This is a genomic window from Actinomadura formosensis, from assembly GCF_050948385.1.
Lineage (GTDB): Bacteria > Actinomycetota > Actinomycetes > Streptosporangiales > Streptosporangiaceae > Spirillospora > Spirillospora formosensis.
The window spans coordinates 4,419,631-4,445,129 of record NZ_CP192011.1 but is presented as its reverse complement, the minus strand read 5'-3'; the positions used below and the strand labels follow the sequence as shown (position 1 = coordinate 4,445,129).

The 25,499-nt window shown below is 74.6% G+C and carries 23 protein-coding genes and 1 riboswitch; of the genes, 10 read left to right on the top strand and 13 right to left on the bottom strand.

Features of this window, described 5'->3' with window-relative positions:
• Position 1: 1 nt before the first annotated feature.
• A complete protein-coding gene (locus ACQP1N_RS21185) occupies positions 2 to 622 on the bottom strand; it encodes an FMN-binding negative transcriptional regulator (RefSeq protein WP_433226160.1) in 621 nt (206 codons plus the stop codon).
• 53 nt (positions 623 to 675) lie between these two features.
• On the opposite strand from ACQP1N_RS21185, the gene ACQP1N_RS21180 reads away from it, so the two are divergent.
• On the top strand, positions 676 to 1,632 hold the full coding sequence (locus ACQP1N_RS21180; RefSeq protein ID WP_433226158.1) for a DNA polymerase domain-containing protein: 957 nt from the start codon (positions 676 to 678) through the stop codon (positions 1,630 to 1,632).
• Between the two features lie 116 nt (positions 1,633 to 1,748).
• Positions 1,749 to 2,231 (top strand): VOC family protein, encoded by a 483-nt coding sequence (locus tag ACQP1N_RS21175; protein ID WP_433226156.1) that lies wholly within the window; start codon positions 1,749 to 1,751, stop codon positions 2,229 to 2,231.
• Positions 2,232 to 2,298: 67 nt separating this feature from the next.
• On the opposite strand, the gene ACQP1N_RS21170 is transcribed toward ACQP1N_RS21175, so the two are convergent.
• The 3 genes from ACQP1N_RS21170 to cobF all read right to left on the bottom strand — a co-directional run bounded on the left by ACQP1N_RS21170 (position 2,299) and on the right by cobF (position 5,629).
• On the bottom strand, positions 2,299 to 3,135 hold the full coding sequence (locus tag ACQP1N_RS21170; RefSeq protein ID WP_433226154.1) for an undecaprenyl-diphosphate phosphatase: 837 nt from the start codon (positions 3,133 to 3,135) through the stop codon (positions 2,299 to 2,301).
• Positions 3,136 to 3,253: 118 nt separating this feature from the next.
• Entirely contained in the window at positions 3,254 to 4,723 is a 1,470-nt protein-coding gene (locus tag ACQP1N_RS21165; protein WP_433226152.1) for a serine hydrolase domain-containing protein, read from the bottom strand.
• Positions 4,724 to 4,882: 159 nt separating this feature from the next.
• Positions 4,883 to 5,629 carry a precorrin-6A synthase (deacetylating) gene (gene cobF / locus ACQP1N_RS21160; RefSeq protein WP_174548905.1) on the bottom strand — a complete coding sequence of 249 codons (747 nt, stop codon included), beginning with the start codon at positions 5,627 to 5,629 and terminating at the stop codon, positions 4,883 to 4,885.
• A 65-nt stretch (positions 5,630 to 5,694) separates the two neighbouring features.
• Here cobF and ACQP1N_RS21155 point away from each other — a divergent pair, with 65 nt between their 5' ends.
• From ACQP1N_RS21155 to ACQP1N_RS21145, 3 genes are read left to right on the top strand one after another with little or no spacing between them, the layout of a single operon-like run.
• Positions 5,695 to 6,912 (top strand): bifunctional cobalt-precorrin-7 (C(5))-methyltransferase/cobalt-precorrin-6B (C(15))-methyltransferase, encoded by a 1,218-nt coding sequence (locus ACQP1N_RS21155; RefSeq protein WP_067806331.1) that lies wholly within the window; start codon positions 5,695 to 5,697, stop codon positions 6,910 to 6,912.
• The gene (gene cobM, locus ACQP1N_RS21150) at positions 6,909 to 7,664 is read left to right on the top strand and encodes a precorrin-4 C(11)-methyltransferase (protein ID WP_433226150.1); all 756 of its coding nucleotides are present in this window, start codon (positions 6,909 to 6,911) and stop codon (positions 7,662 to 7,664) included. The genes ACQP1N_RS21155 and cobM overlap by 4 nt, the downstream gene beginning before the upstream one ends.
• Positions 7,649 to 8,371 carry a cobalt-precorrin-6A reductase gene (locus ACQP1N_RS21145; protein ID WP_067806325.1) on the top strand — a complete coding sequence of 241 codons (723 nt, stop codon included), beginning with the start codon at positions 7,649 to 7,651 and terminating at the stop codon, positions 8,369 to 8,371. The genes cobM and ACQP1N_RS21145 overlap by 16 nt, the downstream gene beginning before the upstream one ends.
• Here the strand turns inward: ACQP1N_RS21145 and cobJ are convergent.
• From cobJ to ACQP1N_RS21130, 3 genes are read right to left on the bottom strand one after another with little or no spacing between them, the layout of a single operon-like run.
• Positions 8,362 to 9,852: a precorrin-3B C(17)-methyltransferase gene (gene cobJ, locus ACQP1N_RS21140; RefSeq protein WP_433226147.1), complete on the bottom strand. Its 1,491-nt coding sequence runs from the start codon at positions 9,850 to 9,852 to the stop codon at positions 8,362 to 8,364. The genes ACQP1N_RS21145 and cobJ overlap by 10 nt on opposite strands.
• Positions 9,852 to 10,472 (bottom strand): precorrin-8X methylmutase, encoded by a 621-nt coding sequence (locus tag ACQP1N_RS21135; RefSeq protein ID WP_433226145.1) that lies wholly within the window; start codon positions 10,470 to 10,472, stop codon positions 9,852 to 9,854. Before ACQP1N_RS21135 ends, cobJ begins: the two co-directional genes overlap by 1 nt.
• On the bottom strand, positions 10,469 to 11,629 hold the full coding sequence (locus ACQP1N_RS21130; RefSeq protein ID WP_433226143.1) for a precorrin-3B synthase: 1,161 nt from the start codon (positions 11,627 to 11,629) through the stop codon (positions 10,469 to 10,471). The genes ACQP1N_RS21135 and ACQP1N_RS21130 overlap by 4 nt, the downstream gene beginning before the upstream one ends.
• Positions 11,630 to 11,675: 46 nt before the next feature.
• Positions 11,676 to 11,823, top strand: a riboswitch (cobalamin riboswitch).
• Between the two features lie 53 nt (positions 11,824 to 11,876).
• On the opposite strand from ACQP1N_RS21130, the gene cobN reads away from it, so the two are divergent.
• Positions 11,877 to 15,479, top strand: coding sequence for a cobaltochelatase subunit CobN (gene cobN / locus ACQP1N_RS21125; RefSeq protein WP_433226141.1), 3,603 nt, complete (start codon positions 11,877 to 11,879; stop codon positions 15,477 to 15,479).
• Here cobN and ACQP1N_RS21120 read toward each other — a convergent pair.
• From ACQP1N_RS21120 to ACQP1N_RS21095, 6 genes are read right to left on the bottom strand one after another with little or no spacing between them, the layout of a single operon-like run.
• On the bottom strand, positions 15,434 to 16,765 hold the full coding sequence (locus ACQP1N_RS21120; protein ID WP_433232773.1) for a cobyrinate a,c-diamide synthase: 1,332 nt from the start codon (positions 16,763 to 16,765) through the stop codon (positions 15,434 to 15,436). The two genes, cobN and ACQP1N_RS21120, sit on opposite strands and share 46 nt — an antisense overlap.
• The gene (gene cobO / locus ACQP1N_RS21115; protein ID WP_067806310.1) at positions 16,762 to 17,364 is read right to left on the bottom strand and encodes a cob(I)yrinic acid a,c-diamide adenosyltransferase; all 603 of its coding nucleotides are present in this window, start codon (positions 17,362 to 17,364) and stop codon (positions 16,762 to 16,764) included. The genes ACQP1N_RS21120 and cobO overlap by 4 nt, the downstream gene beginning before the upstream one ends.
• Before the next feature lies 1 nt (position 17,365).
• Positions 17,366 to 19,333: a VWA domain-containing protein gene (locus ACQP1N_RS21110; protein ID WP_433226139.1), complete on the bottom strand. Its 1,968-nt coding sequence runs from the start codon at positions 19,331 to 19,333 to the stop codon at positions 17,366 to 17,368.
• Complete coding sequence (locus ACQP1N_RS21105; RefSeq protein WP_433226137.1) at positions 19,330 to 19,866, bottom strand: histidine phosphatase family protein; 537 nt, start codon at positions 19,864 to 19,866, stop codon at positions 19,330 to 19,332. The genes ACQP1N_RS21110 and ACQP1N_RS21105 overlap by 4 nt, the downstream gene beginning before the upstream one ends.
• 33 nt (positions 19,867 to 19,899) lie before the next feature.
• On the bottom strand, positions 19,900 to 20,682 hold the full coding sequence (locus ACQP1N_RS21100; protein WP_433226135.1) for a CbtA family protein: 783 nt from the start codon (positions 20,680 to 20,682) through the stop codon (positions 19,900 to 19,902).
• 8 nt (positions 20,683 to 20,690) lie between these two features.
• Entirely contained in the window at positions 20,691 to 20,882 is a 192-nt protein-coding gene (locus ACQP1N_RS21095; RefSeq protein ID WP_067807488.1) for a CbtB domain-containing protein, read from the bottom strand.
• Positions 20,883 to 21,168: 286 nt separating this feature from the next.
• Between ACQP1N_RS21095 and ACQP1N_RS21090 the strand changes: the two genes are divergently transcribed.
• From ACQP1N_RS21090 to ACQP1N_RS21075, 4 genes are all read left to right on the top strand, one after another.
• Positions 21,169 to 22,071, top strand: coding sequence for a class I SAM-dependent methyltransferase (locus ACQP1N_RS21090; protein WP_084263495.1), 903 nt, complete (start codon positions 21,169 to 21,171; stop codon positions 22,069 to 22,071).
• Between the two features lie 22 nt (positions 22,072 to 22,093).
• The gene (locus ACQP1N_RS21085; protein WP_067807480.1) at positions 22,094 to 22,939 is read left to right on the top strand and encodes an LLM class F420-dependent oxidoreductase; all 846 of its coding nucleotides are present in this window, start codon (positions 22,094 to 22,096) and stop codon (positions 22,937 to 22,939) included.
• A gap of 127 nt (positions 22,940 to 23,066) precedes the next feature.
• Positions 23,067 to 23,636, top strand: a complete 570-nt coding sequence (locus ACQP1N_RS21080; protein WP_067807483.1) for a TerD family protein — start codon at positions 23,067 to 23,069, stop codon at positions 23,634 to 23,636.
• Between the two features lie 3 nt (positions 23,637 to 23,639).
• Positions 23,640 to 25,217: a TerD family protein gene (locus ACQP1N_RS21075; protein WP_433226132.1), complete on the top strand. Its 1,578-nt coding sequence runs from the start codon at positions 23,640 to 23,642 to the stop codon at positions 25,215 to 25,217.
• The last annotated feature ends 282 nt before the right edge of the window (positions 25,218 to 25,499 follow it).

The window sequence follows — 25,499 nt, the reverse complement described above, 5'->3', positions numbered from 1 at the left end:
CTCACGCCGAGGCGTCGCGGACGGCATCGGCCATCGCCGTGTCGCCCTCGGCCCGGTAGCCCTCGACCACGCCGGCGCGGTCGGCCTCCGGGCGGTTCTGGCTCATCTTCGCCTTCGCCTCGATCCGGGTGATGAGCAGTTCGACGCCCACGATCGCGCGCACCTGCCCGGCGATGAACCCGGGCGGCGCGTCGTCCACCGACCACGGGTCGGCGCGGCCCTCCTCGTGCCGGCCGGTCAGGCGGCGCACCAGCGATTCGACCCACGCCGGATCGTCGTGCACGACGAGGCGGCCGTAGACATGCGCGGTGAGGTAGTTCCACGTCGGCACCGCACGGCCATGCTCACGCTTGGACGGATACCACGACGGCGACACGTACGCGTCGGGCCCGTGCACGATGAACAGCGACTCCCCGGCGGCGGGCTCGCGCCACTGGTCGTTGTTGCGGGCGACATGGGCCAGTAGTGCGCCGTGCTCGCCCGCCGCCGGGTCGTACAGGACGGGCAGGAACGTCGCGACGAGCCCGCGCGGCGTGCTGGTCACCAGGTCGGCCGCGTCGCAGCCGGCCAGCACCTCTCCGACCTCGGTGTCGCTTGCTGAGAAATGCGCCGGTACGTACATGTCCCGTGACGTTACCCGAGGGGGTTGTCGGACCCCCGTGCGAAGCTGGACGGGTGAGCACCGAGGAGGAGCGGGACGGAGTCCGGCTGACGAACCTGGACCAGCCCCTGTTCGAGGGGGCGGACGCGACGAAGCGGGACCTGGCCGACTACCTGGACGCCGTCGCCGGGCGCCTCGTCCCGCAACTCGCCGGGCGCCCGCTGTCGGTCGTCCGCGTGCTGCGCGGCCAGAAACCGTTCATGCAGAAGAATCTGCCGAAGTACGCCCCGTCGTGGGTGCGGACGGTGAAGGTGTGGGCGGAGACGTCCCGGCGCGAGGTGGCGTACGCGCTGTGCGACGACCGCCGCACGCTGCTGTGGTTCGCCAACCAGCGCGCCGTCGAGTACCACCCCCCGCTCTTTCGCGCGGACGCGCCCGACCGGCCCACCCACCTGGTCATCGACATCGACCCGCCGGGCCCGGACGCGTTCGGGGCCGCCGTCCGTGCCGCCCATCTCGTCCGGCAGGCGCTGCACGACTCGGGCCTGCGGGGCGCGGTCAAGACCAGCGGCGCCAAGGGCGTGCACGTGTTCGTGCCGCTGGACGGCCGGACGCCCGCCGAGGACGTCGCCGCCGCCACCCGCGCCCTGGGCGCGCGCGCCGAGCGGCTCGACCCCGCCCTCGCGACGACGGCGTTCATCCGGGAGGACCGGGGAGGCAGGGTGTTCCTCGACTCGACCCGCGCGGGCGGCGCGACCGTCGCCGCCGCCTACAGCCCGCGGATCCGCCCCGGCACGCCCGTCTCGTTCCCCGTCCCGTGGAACGATCTCGACGCCGTCGCCCCGGCCGACTTCACGATCAGGACCGCCCTCGGCCTCCTCGGCGGCCGTGACCCGTGGGCGGAGCTCATGCCGGAACCGCAGGCCCTGCCCGCCGGCCTGATCGAGCAGGGCCACACGATTCCGGTCGCGCGGGTCCAGGCCATGCACGAGGGCAGACGCCGGGCCCGGGCCCGCCGCGAAACCGGCTGACGCCCGTTGGAGATGAACGGCTCGACCGGACGCGGAATCGGCCGGGTGCCACGCCGATGAGTTTCCGGGACGCGCGTGGTCTGCATGGGGGAAGCGACCAACAACGGGAGGTACCAATGGCCGGCGAGGGTTTCATCACCTGTCTGTGGTTCGACGGCCAGGCCGAGGAGGCCGCGAACCACTACGTCTCCATCTTCAAGGACGCCGGGATCAGCGGCGTCCACCGCGTGAACGACGCCGGTCCCGGCAAGCCCGGCACGGTCATGACCGTCGAGTTCGAGCTCAACGGCCAGAGGTTCGTCGGGCTGAACGGCGGCCCGGAGTTCACCTTCAACGAGGCCATCTCGTTCCAGATCCCCTGCGCGGACCAGGACGAGGTCGACTACTACTGGACCCGGCTCACCGAGGACGGCGGCCAGGAGTCCGAGTGCGGCTGGCTCAAGGACAAGTTCGGCGTGTCCTGGCAGGTCGTCCCGACCGTGCTGTTCGAGCTGATCGGCGACCCCGACCCGCAGAAGGCGGCGCGCGCCACCAAGGCGATGCTGTCCATGCGCAAGCTCGACATCGCCGAGCTGCGCCGGGCCCACGCGGGGAAGTGACCGGCGCGGGGCGGCTCGGCGGCCGGCCGTGCCGCCCCCGGGCCGGTCTTCCGCGTCCCGGCGGATGTCAGGCGCTCAACGTGCCGGTGCCGAGCAGCCCGAACAGGAGCAGCCCGACGAGGAGGCGGTACACCACGAAGGACGTGAAGCTGTGCCGCGCGACGAACCGCAGCAGCCAGGCGATGGAGGCGTAGGCGACGGCGAACGACACGGCGGTGCCGACGGCCAGCGGGACCGCGCCGGCCCCCGACCCGAGCGCGGTGGGCAGCTCGTAGACGCCGGCGCCGGTCAGCGCGGGGATGCCGAGGAAGAACGCCAGCCGGGTCGCGGCGACGCGGTCGAGGCCGAGCATCAGCCCGACCGACATCGTCGCCCCGGACCGGGAGAAGCCGGGGAACAGCATCGCGAGGATCTGCGACGACCCGATCAGCATCGCGTCGGTGAGGGACGTGTCGTCCTCGCCGCGCTTGTGCCGGCCGAGCCGGTCGGCGAGCCACATCACGACGCTCCCGCCGATCAGCGACCCGGCGACCACCCACAGCGAGGCCAGTGGGCCCTCGATGAGGTCCTTGGCCGCGACCCCGACGACCACGACGGGGACGGTGGCGAAGATGACCCACCAGCCGAACTTGTAGTCGTGGTGGTACCGCTCGGCAGGGTCGGTGATCCCGCGCCCCCACGCGGTGACGATCCGGATGATGTCCCGGTAGAAGTACACCAGCACGGCCGCGATCGCGCCGACCTGGATCACGGCGGTGAACCCGACGACGGACTCGTCGTCCACCGGGATGCCCATCAGGCCCTCGGTGATCTTCAGATGCCCGGTCGAGGACACCGGGAGGAACTCGGTCAGGCCCTCCACGATCCCGAGCACGACGGCCTGCCCGACATTGATCACGCTCACCGACCCGATTCCTCTCCACCGCCCGGACCCGGTGTGCGCGAGTCCATCGTGAGACTACTGCCGCCGGCCGGCGCGGCCCATGAGAAGGCGGCGACTTCACCCATCATTAACCGAAAGGTCAGCGTCCGGCCGGTGAGCCGGGGCCGCCGACCATCGGGGTGGCGCGCACCCCGAAATGCAGGTACCGCTCGCCGGTCGGGAGCCCGTAGAAGGTCACGGCCATCCAGGAGCCGGTGTCGGGGTCCTGGACGGCGAACAGGTCCTCCTCGACCGGCACCAGCGGGTACTCCCGGACCGTGTCGGGCACCATGCCGGCCAGCGGGCCGGTCACCGTCATCCGCAGGACGGGACCGTCCTCGCCGCGGAGCACCTCCAGCCGGGTACTGGCCCGCTCGTAGGTGCCCAGGTGCCGGTCGGCGTCCACGCGGACGGGTTCGGCGGGCGGCGCCAGCGGCGGCGGCATCGTGAGCCCGGCGAGTTCGGCGAAGATCTCCCGGAAGAGGTCCTGGTACAGCTCGTCGGTGTCGCCGCCGTTGGTGAGCAGCGCGACCGCGAGGCCCTCGTCCGGCAGCACCCGCAGGTAGGCGTGCTGCCCGATCGTCGAGCCGTCGTGGCCGATGAGGCGGCGTCCGTCCCAGGTCAGCCGGAACCAGCCGAGGCCCCACGAGTCGCCGAGCGTGCGGGTGTCGGGCAGCTCGGCCTCCCTGGCGGTCATCGCGGCGGCGGACGCCTCGCTCAGCAGCCGCGTCCCGTCGGGCGCGAGACCGCCGGTCAGGTGCATGCGCGTGAAGCCGAGCACGTCCGCGACGGTCGAGCCGATCAGCCCGGCGGGCCCGGCCGAGCGCGGCAGCTGCCACACCGATGCCCTGGACGGCTCTTCGCCCGCCGGGGTCACGTGCCCGACGGCGGCGCGGTGCAGCAGCGCCTCCTCGGGCAGCGTGATCGTGTGCCGCAGCCCGAGCGGGGCGACGAGCCGCTCGCGCAGCGCCGCGTCCCAGGTGCCGCCGGTCAGCCGCTCGATGACCCGTCCGGCCAGCGAGAACCCGGCGTTGCAGTACGACCAGGTGGCGCCCATCGGGTGGTTCTGCGCGACCTCGGCGAGGACGGTCAGGTACTTCTCCAGGCAGTCGTCGCCGCGCCCGGTGTCGGTGAACACGTCGCCGTCGATGCCGCTGGTGTGCGTCAGCAGATGCCGCATCGTCACATGCTTGGTGGTCTCCGGATCGGCCAGCCGCAGCTCGGGCAGCACCTCGACGACGGGCGCGTCGAGGCTGAGGACGCCCGCGTCCACGAACTGCATCACGAGGGTCGCCGTCCACACCTTGGTGATCGATCCGAGCTGGAACACCGAGTCGGTCGTCGTCTCGACGCCGGTGTCCTTGTTCAGGACCCCGTACGCGGCCTCGACCAGCTCGTCCGCACCGCCGGGACGCAGCCGCAGGATGCCGAGCGCGGCGCCGGGCACGCGGCGGCGGGCGGCCAGCACGGCGAGCCGGCGCCGCCAGTGGCCCGCGTCGGCGGGCGGGCGGCGGGGCCGGTCCGGGACGGCGCGGGAGGTCAGATCGTCAATGCGCGGGCGCCGTGTCATCGGCTGCTCCTCTTCCGGGTGGGGGGACGACGGCGGATGCGGCTCGCCGCAGCACTCGCCGGTCGCATCTTCCTTTCCACACGGTCAGCTCTTCGTCCCCCGCTCGCAACCCCTGATCCACCCCGTTCCATCGAATGTGTGAACGAGGAAGGGGGTGGGTCAGGACGCCGGGGGCTCGCGCCGCAGGAGGTAGGTGTCCATGATCCACCCCTTGCGGGCGCGGGCCTCGGCGCGGACGGCGCGGATCTCGTCCGCGACCTCCCGCACCGGCCCGGAGATGAGGATCTCGTCGGGTGTGCCGAGGTAGGCGCCCCAGTAGATGTGGAAGTCGTCGCCCGCGCCGGCGAAGGAGCAGTGCGCGTCCAGCATGACGAGGACGTCGTCGGCGGTGGCGCCCTCGGCGGCGAGGCGGCGTCCCGTCGTCAGGTGGACGGGACGCCCCACCCGGGTCAGCCCGACGCGGTGCCGGGCGGTCAGCGCGGAGACGCTGCTGATGCCGGGGATGACCTCGTACTCGAACTCGGCGTCGACCTCGTCCAGCGCGGCGAGGGTGCTGTCGTAGATCCCGGGGTCGCCCCAGACGAGGAGCGCGCCGGTCTGCCCGTCGTCCAGCTCGCCGGTGACGAACGACTCGTAGATGTGCGCGCGCCGGGACCGCCAGTCCTCGACGGCGGCGGTGTAGGCGGCGGCGGTGCGGTCGCGTTCGGGGTCGGTGGCCTCGACGATCCGGTACGGGGGGCGGCCGTGCGCGGTGATGAGGTCGTGCCGCAGCCGGGCGAGATCCTGTTTGGCCTCACCCTTGTCGACCAGGAGGAACACGTCGGCGGCGGCGATGGCCTTGGCCGCCTGGAACGTCAGGTGGTCGGGGTCGCCCGCGCCGATGCCGATGATCGAAAGCCGCTTCACCCGGCCAAGTGTGCCAGCTATAGACTTACCGCCGCATTTCCCCCGGAACGGGCCGAAGGAGGCCAGTGGACGCGCGCGTCATCACCGTCGTGGGCATCGGCGCCGACGGATGGGACGGGCTCGCCGAGGCGTCCCGGGCGGCGCTGCGCGAGGCCGGCGTGCTGCTCGGCGGCCGCCGCCAACTCGACCTGGTGCCCGGCGGGACGGCCGAGCGGGTCGCCTGGCCGTCGCCGCTCCTCCCGGCGCTTCCCGGGCTGATCGAGCGCCACGGGGGGCGCGGGCTCGCCGTCCTGGCCAGCGGCGACCCCATGTTCTACGGGATCGGCTCCACGCTCGCGGACCTGGTCGGCGCGCGGCGCCTGCGGGTGCTGCCGCATCCGTCGTCGGTGTCGCTGGCGTGCGCCCGGCTCGGCTGGCCACTGGAGCGGGTGGACGTCGTCAGCCTCGTCGGCCGCCCGGCGCAGACGCTGAACGCCGCCGTCGCGCCGGGCCGGCGCGTGCTCGTCCTCGGCGCGGGACGCGAGGCCCCGGCGGTCGTCGCGGCGCTGCTCACCGGACGCGGATTCGGCCCCAGCCGGATGACCGTCCTGTGCGACCTCGGCGCGGCGGGCGAGACGGCGGCGCACGGCGTCGCGTCCCACTGGACGGACCCGGCCGCCTCGCCGCTCGCCGTCGTCGCCGTCGAATGCGTGCCCGGCCCGGACGCGGCGCCCCTGCCCCGCGCCGCCGGCCTGCCCGACGGGATGTACGAGCACGACGGGCAGCTCACCAAGAGCGAGATCCGGGCGGTGACGCTGTCGCGGCTCGGGCCGCTGCCGGGGGAACTGCTGTGGGACGTCGGCGCCGGGTCCGGCAGCATCGCGATCGAGTGGGCGCGGGCGCATCGGTCCTGCGCGGCGATCGCGGTCGAGAGCCGGCCCGACCGGGCCGGCCGGATCGGCCGCAACGCGGGGGCGCTCGGTGTGCCGGGCGTCCGGGTGGTGGAAGGCCGCGCGCCCGGCGCGCTGGACGGCCTCCCGGCCCCCGACGCCGTCTTCGTCGGCGGCGGCCTCACCGTCCCCGGCCTGCTGGAGCGCTGCTGGGACGCCCTCAAGCCGGGCGGGCGGCTCGTCGCCAACGCCGTCACCCTCGAATCGGAGGCGGCGGTGACGCGGTTCCGCCGGACCCACGGCGGTGAGCTGGTCCGCGTCCATGTCGAACGCGCCGCGCCGCTGGGCGGGTTCACCGGCTGGCGTCCCGCGATGCCCGTCACCCTCTGGACGACACGGAAGGACACCCCATGACGGTGTACTTCGTCGGGGCGGGTCCCGGCGCCGCCGACCTCATCACCGTGCGCGGCCTGCGGGTGCTGGAGTCGGCGCCCGTGTGCCTGTACGCGGGGTCGCTGGTGCCGCGCGAGCTGCTCGACGCGTGCCCGCCCGGCGCCCGGCTCGCCGACACCGCGGACATGACCCTGGACGAGATCGTCGCCGAGCTCGTCGCCGCCCACCGGGACGGGCTGGACGTGGCCCGCCTCCATTCCGGCGACCCGTCGGTGTTCAGCGCGGTCGCCGAGCAGATGCGCCGCCTCGACGCGGCCGGGGTGCCGTACGAGGTGGTCCCCGGTGTTCCGGCGTTCGCGGCGGCGGCGGCCTCGCTCGGCCGGGAGCTGACCGTCCCCGGCGTCGGCCAGACCGTGATCCTGACCCGCACGGCCGTGCGCGCGACCCCGATGCCGGACGGCGAGGACCTCGCCACCCTCGGCGCGAGCGGCGCCACGATGGTGCTGCACCTGGCCGTCCAGCGCATCGGCGAGGTGGTGGCCGGGCTGCTGCCCCGCTACGGCGCCGACTGCCCGGTCGCGGTCGTCGCCCGCGCCAGCCGCCCGGACGAGCTCATCCTGCGCGGCACCCTCGCCGACATCGCCGGCCTCGTGCGCGACGCCGGCGTCAGGCGCACGGCGGTGATCGTCGTCGGCCGCGTCCTGACGGCGTCGGCGTTCCCCGACAGCCACCTCTACAGCGCCGAGCGGGACCGGGCGTGCGGCGCGTCCTGATCCTCGGCGGCACCGCCGAGGCCCGCGCCCTCGCCGCCCGGCTGACGGGCGTGCACGTCGTCTCGTCCCTCGCCGGACGCGTCACCGACCCGCGGCTGCCCGCCGGAGCGGTGCGCATCGGCGGCTTCGGCGGCCCGGAAGGGCTCGCGGCCTGGCTCCGCGAGCACCGCATCGACCGTCTCGTGGACGCCACGCACCCGTTCGCCGAACGGATGAGCGCCTCGGCCGCGCGGGCGTCGGAGCTGACCGGCGTGCCGCTGCTCGCGCTGCGCCGCCCCGGCTGGGACGCGGAGGACGGCGACGACTGGCGGCGCGTCCCGTCCCTGCCCGCGGCCGCCGCCGCGCCGCCCGCCGGTGCCCGCGTGTTCCTCACCACCGGCCGCCGCAGCATCCCGGTGTTCGCCGCCCGCGCCGACGCCTGGTTCCTCGCCCGCTCGGTCGACCCGCCGGAGCCGCCCGTCCCGGCCAACGTGGAGGTGCTGCTCGCACGCGGCCCCTACACCGTGGACGGTGAACGCGCGCTGATCCGGGAGCACCGCCTGACCGTGCTGGTCACCAAGGACAGCGGCGGCGCCATGACCCGCGCGAAGCTCACCGCCGCCCGCGACGCGGGCCTCCCGGTCATCATGGTGGACCGCCCCCCTCTCCCCGGCGGGGTCAGGGCGACGGACGATGTCGCGGCCGCCGCCGCCTGGGCTCAGGGGTAGCGGCGCGGCGTGTAGACCACGCCCCGGTCGGTGACGCGCGTGGTGGACGATCCGACGATGAGCAGGCAGCGCATGTCGACCCGCTCGGGGTCCAGCTTCCCGAGCGTCGTCACCGTCACGCTCTCCTCCGGCCCGCCGACGTCGCGCCCGATGACGACCGGCGTCTCGGGGGAGCGGTGCTCCAGCAGCAGGTCGCGCGCCGCCGGGAGCTGGTGCCTGCGCCGGCTCGACGACGGGTTGTAGAGGGCGATCACGAGATCGGCCTCGGCCGCGGCGGTGAGCCGCCGCGCGATCACCTCCCACGGCTTCAGGATGTCCGACAGCGACAGGACGCAGAAGTCGTGCCCGAGCGGCGCGCCCGCCCGCGCCGCGACGGCCTGCGCGGCGGTCAGCCCCGGCACGACCCGCACGGGCACGTCCGCGAACTCCTCCTCCGCCGCCGCCACCTCCAGCACGGCCGCCGCCATCGCGAACACCCCCGGATCGCCGGACGATACGACTGCGACCCGCGCCCCGTCCCGCGCGAGCGCCAGCGCGTCGCGGGCCCGGTCGGCCTCCACCCGGTTGCCGGACGCGTGCCGCCGCTGCCTCGGATTCGGCGGCACCCGGTCCAGGTAGGGGCCGTAGCCGACGAGATCGGTCGCGGACGCGAGCGCGTCCTGCGCCTCCGGGGTGAGCCACGGCCGCCCCGCCGGCCCGAGCCCGACCACCCACACCCCGCCGGAACCGGCCGGCCGCGCCGGGGCGGGAGCCTCGAACGACCGCTCCGCCGGGCTCGTCAGCAGCGCGAGCGACATGTACGGGACGTCCGCCGGATCGACGTCGGCGAGCGGCACGACACGCTCCCGGTCGGTCGCGGCCCGCTCCACATACCAGGCGTCACCGAGCCGTCCCGCGGCCTCGAACGCCGCCCTGACCTTGGGGAACGTCCGGCCCAGCTTGAGGACGGCCGCCGAGTCCGCGGCGCGGAGCCGCCCCGCCAGCTCCTCGCCCGGCAGCGTCCCGGGCAGGACGGTCAGCGTCTCCTCCCGCTCCACCAGCGGACGCCCGGCCGCCGCCGATGCCGCGCTCACCGACGTGACACCGGGCACCACCTCGGTCGGGTAGTGCGGCGAGAGCCGCTTGTGCAGGTGCATGTAGGACCCGTAGAACAGCGGATCGCCCTCGCTCAGCACCACGACCGTCCGCCCGGCGTCCAGATGCGCGGCGAGGCGGGCGGCGCAGTCGGCGTAGAACTCCTCCAGCGCCCCCTGGTACCCGCCCGGATGGCCGGTCGTCTCGGTCGTCACCGGGTAGACGAGCTGCTCCTCGATCCGGCCGTCCCGCAGGTACGGCTCGGCCACCGACCGGGCGATGCTGCGCCCGTGCCGCGCGCAGTGGAAGGCGACCACGTCGGCCGTCTCGATCAGCCGCGCCGCCTTCACCGTGACCAGTTCCGGGTCGCCGGGCCCGACGCCCACGCCGAACAGCCGTCCCGTCATCACTCCGCCTCGCTCGCGATGGCGTTGACCGCCGCCGCCGTCATCGCGCTGCCGCCGCGCCGCCCGCGCACCACCAGATGGTCCAGGCCGCTCGCGGCGAGCGCCTCCTTGGACTCGGCCGCGCCGATGAACCCGACCGGGATCCCGAGGACCGCGGCCGGGCGTCCCGCGCCCGCCTCCACCAGCTCCAGCAGCCGGAACAGCGCCGTCGGCGCGTTGCCGACCGCGACGACCGCGCCGTCCAGCCGGCCGCGCCACAGCTCCAGCGCGGCGGCGCTCCGCGTGGTGCCGAGCCGCGCCGCCAGCCCGGGCACCTCCGGCTCGCCGAGCGTGCACACGATCTCGTTGCCGGCGGGCAGCCGGGCCCGGGTGATGCCGGACGCGACCATCCGCGCGTCGCACAGGACCGGCGCGCCGGCGAGCAGCGCCGCCCGCGCCCGCTCCACCACGCCCGGCGACCACACCAGGTCCTGGACGAGGTCGGTCATGCCGCAGGCGTGGATCATCCGCACCGCCACCCGCGCCACGTCGTCCGGCAGGCCGGCCAGGTCGGCCTCCGCGCGGATGGTCGCGAACGACCGCCGGTAGATCTCCGCGCCGTCGCGGACGTAGTCGATCATTCCTGTCCTTCCCCTGGCATCTTCAGCACGACCGGGCCGCGGGGCGTCCCGCAGCGCCGCTCGCAGCCCACCCAGTGGACGGGGACCGCGGGGGCGCGCTCCAGGCCGGCCACCCAGCGCCGCGCCTCGCCCTGCACGTCCCCCCGCGACTTCGCGCACCCGGGGCCGCCCGTGCAGGCCGTCACCCCGACCCACGGCGAGGCGGCGCCCGCCGCGAACCCCGCCGCTTCGAGCCGGGCGGCGATCCGCTCCGCCTCGTCCCGGCGCAGGTCGCGCAGCACGACACTCCGCCAGGGCGTCACGCGCACCTCGTCCGCGACCTCCGCGAGCGCTTCGGCCCCCGTCCCCGCCAGCCGTCCGAGCGGCGGCACGACCTCCAGCGCGACCAGCCCGTCCCGCTGCCCGACGATCCCGGCGTGCGGGACGGGAGGGGCGTGGGTGCCCGGCGCGCCGGTGAGCGTCCCGCCCAGCCGTTCGGCGACGAGCCGCGCGCCGCCCGGTACCTCCGCCAGCCGCCACGCGTCCCCGCGGACCGCGAGGAAGGCGTCGGCCGCCGCGAGCAGCAGGGCGACCGCGGGCACGCCGTCACCGGGCACGCCGTCACCGGGCACCAGGAGCGTCCCGGCGAGGAGGAGACCGGCCGGGGTGCAGGTCAGGTCGGCGTCCAGCGCGGTCATGTCGCCGGTGCCGTCGTCCAGCGCGAACAGGAAGCGGCCGGACAGGGCGGCCAGCCGGGGGTGCGCGCACAGCGCCCGGTCCAGGGCCGTGACCAGCGGATCGGTCGCCAGGACGCCGCGCGTGCCGCGCCCGCCCAGCGGGGAGGCGACGATGTTGCGCACCCGTTCGTGGGACGGCGACGGCAGCAGGCCCGCCGCCTCCAGCCGTCCGGCGAGCGCGGCCGGGTCGCGGACGCCGCGCAGTTGCAGGTTGCCGCGGGACGTGAGCTCGATCACGTCGAGTCCCAGTTCGCGGGCGGCGCCGCCGAGCGTGCGGAGCTGCGCGGCGGACACCGCGCCGCCCGGGACGCGGACGCGCGCCAGCGGCCCGTCGGCGGCGTCGTGGGTCCGCAGCATCCCCGGGCACGCGTCGGGGCGGGCTCTGGCATTGGGCGCGGGGATATTCGGCAGGGGGGCATCCGGCACGCGGGCATTCGGCACGGGGAGGATGTTAACCACACTTTGCGGGCGCGCCGCGCTGCCGTACTCTTCTCCCAGACGATGGCAAAGGGAGGAAGCCGGTGCGAATCCGGCGCGGTCCCGCCACTGTGACCGGGGAGCGAACCCCGCTTGAGGCCACTGTCCACGCGGACGGGAAGGCCGGGGCGAGCGTCGATCCGGGAGCCAGGAGACTCCTGCCGTCGCGACACCCGCGACCGGGGCGAGGACCCCAGGGGGAGGAACGGCCGTGTCCGCTGGCACCGTCCTGTTGCTGTCGACGTCCGACACCGATCTGCTGAGCGCCCGCGCGTCCGGCGCCGCCTACCGGCTCGGCAACCCCGCGCGCCTCCGCGTGGACGACCTTCCCGCCCTGGTGGAGGGCACCGACCTCGTCGTGGTGCGGCTGCTCGGCGGCCGGCGCGCCTGGCAGGACGGCCTCGACGCGCTGCTCGCGGGGCCCCGCCCGGTGGTCGTCCTCGGCGGCGAGCAGGCCCCCGACGCCGAACTGATGGAACTGTCCCGTCTCAGGGGCGGCGTGAGCGGCGGTGTCTGCGCCGACGCGCACGCCTACCTCGCGCACGGCGGGCCCGCCAACCTGGCCGAGCTGCACGCGTTCCTGTCCGACACCGTGCTGCTGACCGGATACGGCTTCGCGCCCCCCGCCCCCACGCCGACGTGGGGACGGCTCGACCGCGCGGCCCGCACCACCGAGGGCCCGGTCATCGGCGTCCTGTACTACCGCGCCCACCACATGGCCGGGAACACCGCGTTCGTGGAGACGCTGTGCACCGCCATCGAGGACGCGGGCGGGCGGGCGATGCCGGTGTTCTGCTCGTCGCTGCGCACCGCCGAGCCCGCGCTGCTGGACACGCTCCGCGCGGCGGACGCGCTGGTCGTGACCGTGCTCGCGGCGGGCGGTTCGCGCCCCGCGACGGCCGGGGCGGGCGGCGACGACGAGGCGTGGGACGTGGGCGCCCTCGCCGCGCTGGACGTCCCGATCCTGCAGGGCCTCTGCCTCACCACGAGCCGTGCCGACTGGGACGCGAGCGACGACGGCCTGTCCCCGCTGGACGCCGCGTCGCAGGTCGCCATCCCCGAGTTCGACGGGCGCATCATCACCGTCCCGTTCTCCTTCAAGGAGATCGACGAGGACGGCCTCACCGTCTACCGCGCCGACCCCGAGCGGGCCGCCCGCGTCGCCGGGATCGCCGTCCGGCACGGCCGCCTCCGCCACACCCCGCCCGCCGGGCGCCGCATCGTCGTGATGCTGTCGGCGTATCCGACGAAGCACTCGCGCGTCGGCAACGCCGTCGGCCTCGACACCCCGGCGAGCACCGTCCGGCTGCTGGCCCGCCTCGGCGACGCCGGCTACGACCTCGGCGAAGGCTTCCCCGGCGTCCGCGACCGGGACGGCGACGCGCTCATCCACGCGCTCATCGCGGCCGGCGGCCAGGACGAGGACTGGCTCACCGAGGAGCAGCTCGCGGGCAACCCCGTGCGCATCTCGGCCGCGTCCTACGAACGCTGGTACCGCACCCTCCCGGGCGGCCTGCGGGAGGGGATGGAACGGCACTGGGGCCCGCCCCCCGGCGAGCTGTTCGTCCAGGACGGCGACATCGTCCTCGCCGCCCTGCGCGCCGGGAACGTCGTCGTGATGGTGCAGCCGCCACGCGGCTTCGGGCAGAACCCCATCGCGATCTACCACGACCCCGACCTGCCGCCCAGCCACCACTACCTGGCCGCCTACCGCTGGCTGTCGGAGGAGTTCGGCGCGCACGCCATCGTGCACGTCGGCAAGCACGGCAACCTGGAGTGGCTGCCCGGCAAGGCGGCCGGCATGTCGGCGTCGTGCGGCACCGACGCGGCCCTCGGCGACGTCCCGCTGATCTACCCGTTCCTCGTCAACGACCCGGGGGAGGGGACGCAGGCCAAGCGCCGCGCGCACGCCGTCCTCGTGGACCACATGGTCCCGCCGATGGCCCGCGCCGAGACCTACGGCGACATCGCCCGCCTCGAACAGCTCCTCGACGAGCACGCCACGATCGCCGCGATGGACCCGGCGAAGCTCCCGGCGATCCGCGCGCAGATCTGGACGCTGATCCAGGCCGCGAAGCTCGACTACGACCTCGGCCTGGACGACCGCCCGCACGACACCGAGTTCGACGACTTCCTGCTGCACGTGGACGGCTGGCTGTGCGAGGTGAAGGACGCGCAGATCCGCGACGGCCTCCACGTCCTCGGCCTGGCCCCGGAGGGGGACACCCGCGTCGACCTGGTGCTGGCCATGCTCCGCGCCCGGCAGATGTGGTCGGGCCGCGAGACCCTCCCCGGCCTGCGCGAGGCACTGGGGCTCAGCGAGGACGGCGGCGCGGCCCTCGCCGACGTCGACGCCGCCGAGACCACCGCCCGCGAACTCGTCCAGGCCATGGAGGACGCCGCCTGGTCCGCGGACGCGGCCGAAGAGGCCGCCCGGCGGGTCCCGGCCGAGCGCCGCGAGCCCGTGCGGCGCGTCCTGGAGTTCGCCGCCACCGAGATGGTCCCGCGCCTGGCCCGCACGTCCGACGAACTCGACCACGTCCTGCACGCCCTGGACGGCGGCTACATCCCGGCGGGCCCGAGCGGGTCGCCGCTGCGCGGCCTGGTCAACGTCCTGCCGACCGGCCGCAACTTCTACTCGGTGGACCCGCGCGCCGTCCCCAGCCGCCTCGCCTGGGAGACCGGGCAGGCGATGGCCGGCTCGCTGCTGGAGCGCTACCGCGCCGACCACGGCGAATGGCCGCGCTCGGTCGGCCTGTCGGTGTGGGGGACGAGCGCCATGCGCACCGCCGGAGACGACGTCGCCGAGGTGCTGGCGCTGCTCGGCGTCCGCCCGGCATGGGACGAGGCGTCCCGCCGCGTCACCGAACTCGAACCGATCCCGCTCGCCGAGCTGGGCCGGCCGCGCATCGATGTGACGGTCCGCATCAGCGGCTTCTTCCGCGACGCGTTCCCGCACGTCGTCGCGATGCTGGACGACGCCGTCCGGCTCGTCGCGGGCCTGGACGAGCCGGACGCCGACAACCACGTCCGCGCCCACGTGCGGGCCGACACCGGGCGCCACGGCGACGAGCGGCGCGCCACCAGGCGGATCTTCGGGTCCCCGCCCGGCGCGTACGGGGCGGGTCTGCTCCCGCTGATCGACAGCCGCAACTGGCGCGACGACGCCGACCTCGCCGAGGTGTACGCGGTGTGGGGCGGCCACGCCTACGGACGCGACCTCGACGGCGTCCCCGCCCGCGACGACATGGAGAACGCCTACCGCCGCATCGCCGTCGCCGCGAAGAACGTCGACACCCGCGAGCACGACATCGCCGACTCCGACGACTACTTCCAGTACCACGGCGGCATGATCGCGACGGTCCGGGCGCTGACCGGCAGGGCCCCGGCGGCCTACGTCGGGGACAGCACCCGCCCGGACGCCGTCCGCACCCGCACCCTCGCGGAGGAGACCGCGCGGATCTTCCGCGCCCGCGTCGTCAACCCCCAGTGGCTGGCCGCGATGCGCCGCCACGGCTACAAGGGGGCGTTCGAGCTGGCCGCGACCGTGGACTACCTGTTCGGCTACGACGCCACCACCGGCGTCATGGCCGACTGGATGTACGACCGGCTCACCGCCGCCTACGTCCTGGACGAGGAGAACCGCCGCTTCATGGCCGAGTCGAACCCGTGGGCGCTGCACGGCATCGCCGAGCGGCTCCTGGAGGCGGCCGGGCGCGGCATGTGGGAGCACCCGGACCCGGAGATCCTCCAGGCCCTCCAGGAGGTCTACCTCAAGACCGAAGGCGACCTGGAGGACGACACGAGCCGCTGAGCCGCCTCCGGATGGCCGGCCCAGTGCAGATGCAGGTAGGACGCGGTGATCCGTTCGTTCCCGAACCCGTCGCCGCCGCCCCGCCACCGGAACAGCGGCTCCGCGCCGCCCTCCAGGACCGTCCGGTGGAACTCGTGGCCCCGGAACCGCTCACCCGCCCGGGTCAGCGGGGACTCCGCCACGGCGACCGCCTCCCGGTATCCGAGCGTCAGCCGCGGCGTCATCCGCGCCCGCCCCGGCACCAGCCCGCACATCTTCCGCCCGTCGAGTTCCTCGCAGAGATAGAGGAGCCCCGCGCATTCGGCGGCGACCGGCCCGCGAAACGCCGTCACCGTGTCGAGCAGCCGCGCGTTCGCGGCCAGCTCGGCGGCGTGCACCTGCGGGAAGCCGCCGCCGATGACGAGCGCGGCCGTCCCGTCCGGTAGCGCCTCGTCCCGCAGCGGATCGAACACCGCCACATCGGCGCCCGCCGCACGCAGCAGCTCCCCGTGTTCGGCGTAGGAAAAGGTGAAGGCCGCCCCGCCCGCCACCGCGACGACCGGGCGCCCGGCCACCGGCACGACCTGATCGGACGGCTCCCACACCGTCCCGGCCGGCGGGGGAGCGGTACCGGCCAGGCGCAGCAGCGCATCGAGATCGCACGAGCGCGCGATCAGCTCGCCGAGCCGCTCCACCGCCCGCACGGCCCGCGCCCCGCGCTCCGCCGCCGGGATCAGCCCGAGATGCCGGGACGGGGTCAGCACGGCGTCGTCCCGCCGGACGGCCCCCAGCACCGGCACGCCCGCCGACTCCAGCGCGCCCCGGCACAGCTCCTCGTGCCGGTCCGACCCGATCCGGTTCAAGATGACGCCGCCGATCCGCACACCCGGCTCGAACGTCGCGAACCCGTGCACGAGCGCCGCCACCGACCGGCTCTGCCGGGCCGCGTCCACGACCAGCACGACCGGCGCGGCGAGCAGCCGCGCGACATGCGCCGTGGACGCGAACCCCGTGTCGTCCCGCCCGTCGAACAGGCCCATCACACCCTCGACCACGGCGACATCGCATCCGGCCGCGCCGTGCCGGAACAGCGGGACGACCCGCTCCTCGCCGGTCAGCCACGGATCGAGGTTGCGTCCCGGCCGGCCCGCCGCGAGCGCGTGGTATCCGGGATCGATGTAGTCGGGGCCGACCTTGTGCGGGGAGACCTTCCCGCCCCGCGCCCGCAGTGCCGCGATCAGCCCCGTCGCGACCGTCGTCTTGCCGCTCCCGGACGCCGGGGCCGCGATCACCAGCCGCGGGATCACCACTCGATGCCCCGCTGCCCCTTCTGCCCGGCGTCCATCGGATGCCGGACCTTGCCCATCTCCGTCACCAGGTCGGCGGCCTCGACCAGCCGGTCCGGTGCGTCCCGCCCGGTGACCACGACGTGCTGCGTCCCCGGGCGGGCGGTCAGCGTCTCGACCACGTCGTCCAGATCCAGCCAGCCCCACTTGATCGGATAGGTGAACTCGTCCAGCACATAGAAACGGTACGTCTCGGCGGCCAGGTCCCGCTTGATCTGCGCCCAGCCCTCCCGCGCGTCCGCCGCGTGGTCCTCCTCGGCGCCGGGCCGCTGGATCCACGACCAGCCCTCGCCCATCTTGTGCCAGGCGACCGTCCCGCCCTCGCCGGTGGCGCCGAGCACCCGCAGCGCCCGCTCCTCGCCGATCCGCCACTTCGCCGACTTCACGAACTGGAACACCCCGACCGGCCAGCCCTGGTTCCACGCCCGCAGCGCCATCCCGAACGCGGCCGTCGACTTGCCCTTCCCGGGGCCGGTGTGGACGATCAGCAGCGGCCGGTTGCGGCGCTGCCGGGTGGTGAGGCCGTCGTCGGGGACGGTGAGGGGCTTGCCCTGGGGCATGTCAGGCCGCCTTCCTGTGCGCGCGCACGATTCCATCGAGATCTCCGAGCGGCACGAGCCGCGCGTCCATCCGGACCGCGAGCCGTCCCGCCAGGCCGAGCCGGACCGGGCCGTCCTCGCAGTCCACGACGATCCCCGCCGTGCCCGCCAGCAGCCCGGCGGCACGGTCCACGTCGCCGTCCGCCGTGGCGCGCCCGTCGGTGACGACCACGAGCAGCGGGCGCCGCGCCGGATCGCGCAGCCGTTCCGCGCGCAGCACCTCGGCGGCCCGGACGAGCCCGGCGGCCAGCGGCGTGCGGCCCCCGGTCGGCAGCGCCCGCAGCCGCGCCGCGCCCGCCTCCACCGACGACGTCGGCGGCAGCACCAGGTCGGCGGTCCGCCCCCGGAAGGTGATCAGGCCGACCTTGTCGCGGCGCTGGTAGGCGTCCAGCAGCAGGCTCAGCACGGCCGTCTTCACCGTCGTCATGCGGCGGCGCGCCGCCATCGAGCCGCTGGCGTCCACCACGAACAGCACCAGGTTGCCTTCGCGTCCCTCCCGGACGGCCTCCCGCAGGTCGTCCGGCCGCAGCACGAGCCCCGCCCCGGACCGTCCGCGCGCCCGCTGCCGGGGAGCGGCGGCCAGCAGCGTCGCCACCACGTGCGGATCACGGACCCGGTCGGCGGGGCGGCGCGCCCCGGTCACCCGTCCCCGCGCCGTCCGGGCGCGCGACCGCCGTCCCGCGGCGCCGTCCCCGACGCCCGGCACCTCCAGCCGCGGCACGGCGTGCGGCGCCGCGGCACCCGCGACCCGCTCGCCGCCCCCGTGCCGTTCGCCGTCCGCCGGGCCCGTCTCGGGCGCCTCGGCCGGTCCCTGACCGCCGTCGCGCGGCGGAGGCGGCGGTCCTTCGCCTCCGCCGCCCCCTCCTTGGTCTCCGCCGCCGTCCGGGGGCGGGTCGTCGTCGGGGGACGAGCCGTCCAGCAGCTCGTCGAGGAGCGACTCGTCCAGGCCGGGCGCGTCGAACGGGTCGCGGCGGCGCCGATGCGGAAGCGCCAGCCGGGCCGCCGCGCGGACGTCGTCCGCCGTCACCTCGTCCCGCCCCTGCCAGGCCGCGTGCGCCAGCGCGGCGTTCGCCGTGACGAGGTCGGCGCGCAGGCCGTCGACCTCGAACCCGGCGCACACCGCCGCGATCTGCTCCAGCCGCTCGTCCGGCAGCCGCTCGTCCGGCAGCCGCACCCGGCCCAGCCGGTCGCGGGCCGCCGCGATCCGGCCGGCGAGCTCGGCCTCGGCGCCGGCCCAGCGCGCGGCGAACGCGGCCGGGTCCGCCTCGAACGCGAGCCGCCGCCGGACGACCTCCGCCCGTTCCCCCGGCTCCCGCGACGCCGCCACCTCCACCGTCAGCCCGAACCGGTCGAGAAGCTGCGGACGCAGCTCGCCCTCCTCCGGGTTCATCGTCCCGACCAGCAGGAACCGGGCCGCGTGCCGGACCGACAGCGACTCGCGCTCGACATGGCAGGTGCCGAGCGCGGCGGCGTCCAGCAGCAGGTCCACCAGGTGGTCGTGCAGCAGGTTCACCTCGTCCACGTACAGCACGCCCCGGTGCGCCGCCGCCAGCAGCCCCGGCTCGAACGCCTTCACCCCCTCGGTCAGCGCCCGCTCCACGTCCAGCGACCCGGTGAGCCGGTCCTCGGACGCGCCGACCGGCAGTTCCACCAGCGCGGACGACCGCGTCGTCGCCGGTCCGCCCGGCTCGTGCGGGCCGTCCGGGCAGGACGGATCCGGCGCCGCCGGGTCGCATGCGAACCGGCAGCCCGGCACGACGTCGATGGCGGGCAACTGGGCCGCCAGCGCCCGCACGATCGTCGACTTCGCGGTGCCCTTCTCGCCCCGCACCAGCACCCCGCCGACCCGCGGCGAGACGGCGTTGAGCAGCAGCGCCAGCTTCAGATCGTCCAGGCCGACGACGGCGCTGAACGGATAGGGGGCGTTCAAAGAACTACCTTCCGGTTGACGTGGGCGACCCGCCAGCCGTCCCGGGCGGCGGCGAGTCCGGTGGTGGACAGCGGCGCGAGATCGACGCGGTCCGCGGCGGTGATGTCCAGGCCGAGGGCGTGGCAGAGCGCGGCGCGGATGACTCCGGCGTCGCAGACGGCGACCCCGGACGGCCGTCCGCCCAGCCAGGCGGCGACCCGCGCCGCGAGGGCATGCCGCGACTCGCCGCCGTGGGGCGCCGCGTCCGGATCCGACAGCCACCCGGCCAGCTCGCCCGGTTCGATCTCCGCGTACCGGACGCCCTCCCACCGGCCGTGATCGGCCTCGGCGAGCGCCGCGACCGGCCGGGCGGTGAGCCCCAGCGCGGCGCAGGTCTGCCGGGCGGCGCGGGCCGGTGACGTCCACGCCGCACCGTCCGGCAGCGTCCCGGCCAGCGTCCGCGCCCTGGCCAGCCCGGCCGCGTCGGCGTCGTCATCGGCGGGGAAGCGGGCCTCCCGCATCGCCGGCGACGTCGCGTGCCGGACGAACAGCACCCCGTTCAGGCCGGCCCGCTCATGCCGGCCCGCTCATGCCGCCACCGTGGGACGCTCCGGCCGGGCCGCGCGGTCGCACGCCCACCCGAACAGCGTGCCGAACGACGCCCAGAACACCAGCTGCGTCCCGAGCGAGGTCAGGCGGAACTGCCACAGCAGCGTGGCGGGGAACCCGTCCGGCACCTCGTCCACCGGGGGCAGCAGCAGCGACGCCACCACCACCGGGACGACGAACGCGAGGACGGCCGCGGGCCAGCGCGCCCACGGCCCGCCGGGCACGCTCCGCGCCGTGGTCACCGCGACCGCGACCGAGAGCAGCCCGACGATGATCATCCCCAGGTACAGCAGCGTCCGGCTGCCGACCGTCTCGGGATCGCCCACCGCCGGCGGGTTCGCCGGATACTTCAGGAACGGGACGACGATGACCGCGGCGAAGCCGATCCCGGCGGCGGCGAGCGCGAGCGCGCCGTCCGACCGCGGACCGACCCGGCCGCGCAGTCCCGCGTAGACGAGCGCGAACACGCCGCCGACGGCGAGCCCGTAGAGCCCGGTGGCGAGGAAGAGCCCGGCCTTCTGCGTGCCGCGGCTCACCTCTTCGCCGTGCTCATGCTCACCGTGCGCGTGTTCGCCGTGCTCATGCTCACCGTGCGCGTGTTCGCCATGCGCGTGTTCGCCGTGCTGCTGCGCGGCGGCGGCGTTCTCCAGCGCGATCGCCTCGTCAAGGCGCGGCTCACCGGCCGCGAAGGCGAAGACGCCCGCGACGAGGCCGGCCAGCAGGCCCAGGACAAGGCCCCTGACCAGCAGGGTGCGAACCATGCGGCGGCCTAGTGACAGGGCACGCCGAGCAGGTGCCGCCCGTCGTGCATCAGCTCGTGGAGGTAGCCGCCGGCCTGCGACACGGCGCCGTTGTCCATCAGGACGAGGTAGCCGAGGAGCAGCAGCACGGGCACCGCGAGCAGCCAGGGAACGAGACGGGAAAGGGGAATGGTACGGGTCGATGCGGTGCGAGCCGACATGGTGCTCACGGAGCCTCCACGGGTGATCTAGCGCGTCCCGGACAGTGAGGTCGCGGTCACCCGAGCGACCTGGCTCCCGGGATCGTCGTCCCGGATACAGTGGCGCGTCCGCACCGGCATTTCACCGGATTTCCCTCGGGTAACCGTGAATCAGACGAACCGTATGATCTACCATCCACGCTGTCAACATCCTCCATCGGTAGAGAAACGGCCCTGAAGGGCACCGTCACAACACGCAGTGTCCGCCGCTCCCATTCGCGGGCACGACGACGTTGGAGCTGCGAACATGACAAGCCACGGAACCGGCTTGCCCGCCACACTGGACGACGTCAAGGGGTGGTTCCCCCGGGTCGACCAGCTTCTCTTCACCTGGTTCCTGGAGCGCCAGGAACGCCTCGGACACACCGGGGACCTCGTCGAACTCGGCTCCTACCTTGGTAAAAGCGCGATCCTCATGGGACGCCATCCGCGCGAGAACGAGCGCTTCACCGTCTGCGACCTCTTCGACTCCGATGCGCCGGACGACTCCAACCAGGCGGAGATGCACCAGTCCTACGCGACGCTGACCCGCACGGCGTTCGAGGAGAACTACCGTGCCTTCCACGACCGGCTGCCGGAGATCGTCCAGGGCCCGACATCGATGATCCTCGACCATGTCGGGCCGGAGACCTGCCGTTTCGTGCACGTGGACGCGTCTCACCTGTACGAGCACGTGCACGGCGACATCCAGGCCGCGCACGTCATGCTCCGTACCGGGGGCGTCATCGTGTGCGACGACTACCGCGCCGAGCACACGCCGGGAGTGGCGGCGGCGGTCTGGGAATCGGTCGCCGCCGATGGGCTGCGCCCGATCTGCGTCACGTCCCAGAAGCTCTACGGCACCTGGGGCGACCCCGGGCCCGTCCAGGACGAGCTTCTGGAGTGGCTGGCGGGCCAGGACGACGTCTGGCACGAGGTCCAGCAGGTCGGCGGGCACCGCATCATCCGCATCAAGAGCAGGACGACGGGTCCGAAGAAGATCGACGTGCTGAAGAAGCGCCTCGCCCAGGCCGAGGACCGGCTGGTCCGCACGGAGAAGGGCCTGGAGCGCACCCGCCACGAACTCGACTCCGTCAAGGGCTCGGTCAGTTACCGGGTCGGCCGGGCGGTCACCGCGCTGCCCCGCGCCCTCCGCCGGGGGCGCTCATAGAACACGTTCTACCATGGCTCGCATGCGCCATGGCATCGTGCTCTTCACCAGTGACCGAGGCATCACGCCCGCGGCCGCGGCGAAAGCCGCTGAGGAGAACGGGTTCCATTCCTGCTACGTCCCCGAGCACACGCACATCCCCGTCAAGCGGCAGGCCGCGCATCCCGGCACCGGCGACGCGTCCCTCCCGGACGACCGCTACATGCGCACGCTGGACCCGTGGGTCTCGCTCGCGTCCGCGGTCCCCGTCACCTCCACCATCCGGCTCGCGACGGCCGTGGCGCTGCCCGCCGAGTCCGACCCGATCACCCTCGCCAAGACGATCGCGACGCTCGACCACCTGTCGGGCGGCCGTGTCACGCTCGGCGCCGGCTTCGGCTGGAACACCGACGAGCTCGCCGACCACAACGTCCCGGCGGGCAAGCGCCGGACGGTGCTGCGCGAGTACGTGGAGGCGATGCGTGCGCTGTGGACCGAGGATCAGGCGTCCTACTCCGGGGAGTTCGTCTCCTTCGGGCCGTCCTGGGCGTGGCCGAAGCCCGTCCAGCCGCACATCCCCCTGCTGATCGGCGCAGGCGGCGGCCCGAAGACGCTCGCATGGATCGCCGCCCACGCCGACGGCTGGATCACCACCCCCACCGAGCGGGACATCCTGCCCAAGGTCGCCGCCCTCCAGACGGCCTGGGCGGACGCGGGACGCGCCGGACGCCCGGAAATCTCCGTCCTGGCCGCCAGGCGCCCGTCCCCCGAGGACATGGCCGCCTGGGACGAGGCCGGCGTGACCGAGATCCTGTGGGGGCTCCCGGACAAATCCGAGGACGAGGTGATCGCCTTCCTCGCCCGCCACGCCGGGCGCCTCGGGCTGTGACTCCCGCGGGAACGAGATGACAACGGGCGGACGGGCTGCCAGGCTTGCTCGCACCCGGCCGCGTCCGCGGGCCGGCCGGGGGTGTTCGGGTCAGCGCGGCACAGGGGATGACGAGGAGGAGACGGCTGTGACGGTCTCGATGGTGAAGGGCCAGCGGATCTCGCTGGAGAAGCCCGGTAGCGCGCTCAGCATGGTCCGGATGGGCCTGGGCTGGGACGCGGTGAAGAAGAAGGGCTTCTTCGGTTCCCGCGAGCGCGACATCGACCTCGACGCGTCCTGTGTCCTCTTCGCCGACGCCAACCTCGCGGACGTGGTGTACTTCGGCAAGCTCGTCAGCGACGACGGATCCGTCCGGCACACCGGCGACAACCTGACCGGGGCGGGCGACGGCGACGACGAGTCGGTCATCGTCGACCTGAACCGCCTCCCCGTGCACGTCACCTCGCTGGTGTTCACCGTCAGCTCGTTCAACGGCCAGACCTTCAACGAGGTGGAGAACGCCTTCTGCCGGCTGGTCAACGAGATGGACGGCGGTGAGCTCGCCCGGTACACGCTGACCGGCGGCGGCGCCCACACCGCCATGGTGATGGCGCGGATCTACCGGCACGGCGGCGGCTGGAAGATGAACGCGATCGGCGAACCCTGTCACGGCCGCACGTTCCAGGACATGCTGCCGGCGATCGCCGCCCACGCCTGACCGATGACCGAACTCACCCGTGGCGCCAATGCTCCGCTGCCCGCCCGGCGGGTGACCGCGACCGTGTCCTGCGCCCTGCCCGTGGACGTCAGCGCGCTGCTCGTCGGCCCGGACCTGCGCGTCCGCTCCGATGCCGACCTGGTGTTCTTCAACGCCCCGCAGGCGCCCGGCGTCCGCTGGGCCGACGGCGGCGGCCGCCAGCGCGTCGTCCTCGACCTCGACGCGGTCCCCGGTGACGCCGCGGCGGTGCTGATCGCGGTGAGCCTGACCGGTACGGCGTCGTTCGGGACGATGCCGCCGCCGCAGGTCCGGCTCACCGCGGACGGCGGCGCGTGCCTGGCCGAGTTCACCGTCACCGGGCTGGGCCCGGAGAAGGCGATCATCGGCCTGGAGGTCTACCGCCGCGCCGGCGCCTGGAAGGTGCGCGCCGTGGGCCAGGGCTACCCCGGCGGCCTGGCGGAACTGGCGGAGGCGCACGGTGTCGAGGTGGACGATCCGGGGGAACCGGAGCCCGCCGCGATCGCCCCGCGGCCCCGGCCGGAGCCTGCGGCCCCGCAGCCGCCGCCCGGCACGGAGGTCGACTACCTCGAACGGTGCTGGCTGGTCTGGGAGGACGCGAGCCGTTCGCTGGCCGCTTTCCGCGCGTCCACCGAGCACGCGCTGACCGTCCGCAACGAGGAGATCGCCGGCCGGCGGCCGCGCGGACGTTTCGAGGAGCTCATGGCGACGGCGGACCGGCGCCTGCGGGCCGACGCCGCCCAGCTCCGCGACGAGCTGGCCCGGGTCGAGCCCCATGTCACCCCGGAACTGGCGCCGTTCGACGCGCCGTCCTGGCTGACCTGGCGGCCCCGCACCGACCTGGCCGACGGGATGCTGCTGGGCCGGCTGTCCCTGACCGAACTGCCCGATCTGCGGGTGCCGCTCGCCCTGCGGCTGCCGTGGCGGCGCGGCATGTGGCTTTCGCGCGGCACGATGCCCGGTGATTCGGCCGCCTACGCCTGGTCGCTGGCGACCCGGTTCCTGGCCGCGGTCCCGCCGGGGCTGGCCGGGCTGGAGGTGATCGACGCGGCGGGCCTGTCGGGCGCGGGCTGGCTGCACGGTTTCGACCCGGCCACGAGCGCCCGGCTGCTGGGCGGCGGCGCGGCCACCGGTTCCGCGGCGGCCGAGCGGATCCGGCGCCTGCTCGACCTGGTGGACCTGCGCCGCATCGGCGGCGAGGGGGACCCGGCCGCCGGTGGCCCGCCCATCCGCCTGGTGGTGATCCTCGACGCGGGCGCCGCGCTCGACGGCGAGGACGCGCACCAGCTCCTGCGCCTGGTGGAGGACGGCCCGCCGGTGGGCGTCCCGGTGCTCCTGGTGGAGACCGACACCCCCGCGGCCGACTCCGTCCGCGCCATGCGGCTCCGGCAGTCCTGCCACACCCTTCCCTCCAGCCCGGACACCATCGGCGACTCCTGGGTGGGCATGGACTGGACCCTCACCCCGGACGTCCTCCCCGACGCCGCCGACGGCTCACAGGCCCCCGCCCTGTTCACCCACGTTCTCTCCCTACACGCCCACACGATCGCCTCCCACGACTGACGCCTACCCCCCACGGCCCACCCCGCCCGGCGAGCGCAGTGAGACCAGCAGGCGAACAACGCCCGAGGCATAGGGACGAAGCCACACCCCCGCCGACCTACAGGTAATCGACAACCTGCCCCAGAAGGGCCTGTAGGGGCAAAGCCCCACCCCCGTGGAAGCCCGCAGTTAAACGACGATCTGACCCGGGAGGGGGTGCAGGGGCGAAGCCCCACCCCAGAGGGAGCCCGCAACTAAGCGACAACCTGACCCGGAAGGGGGTGTAGGGGCGAAGCCCCACCC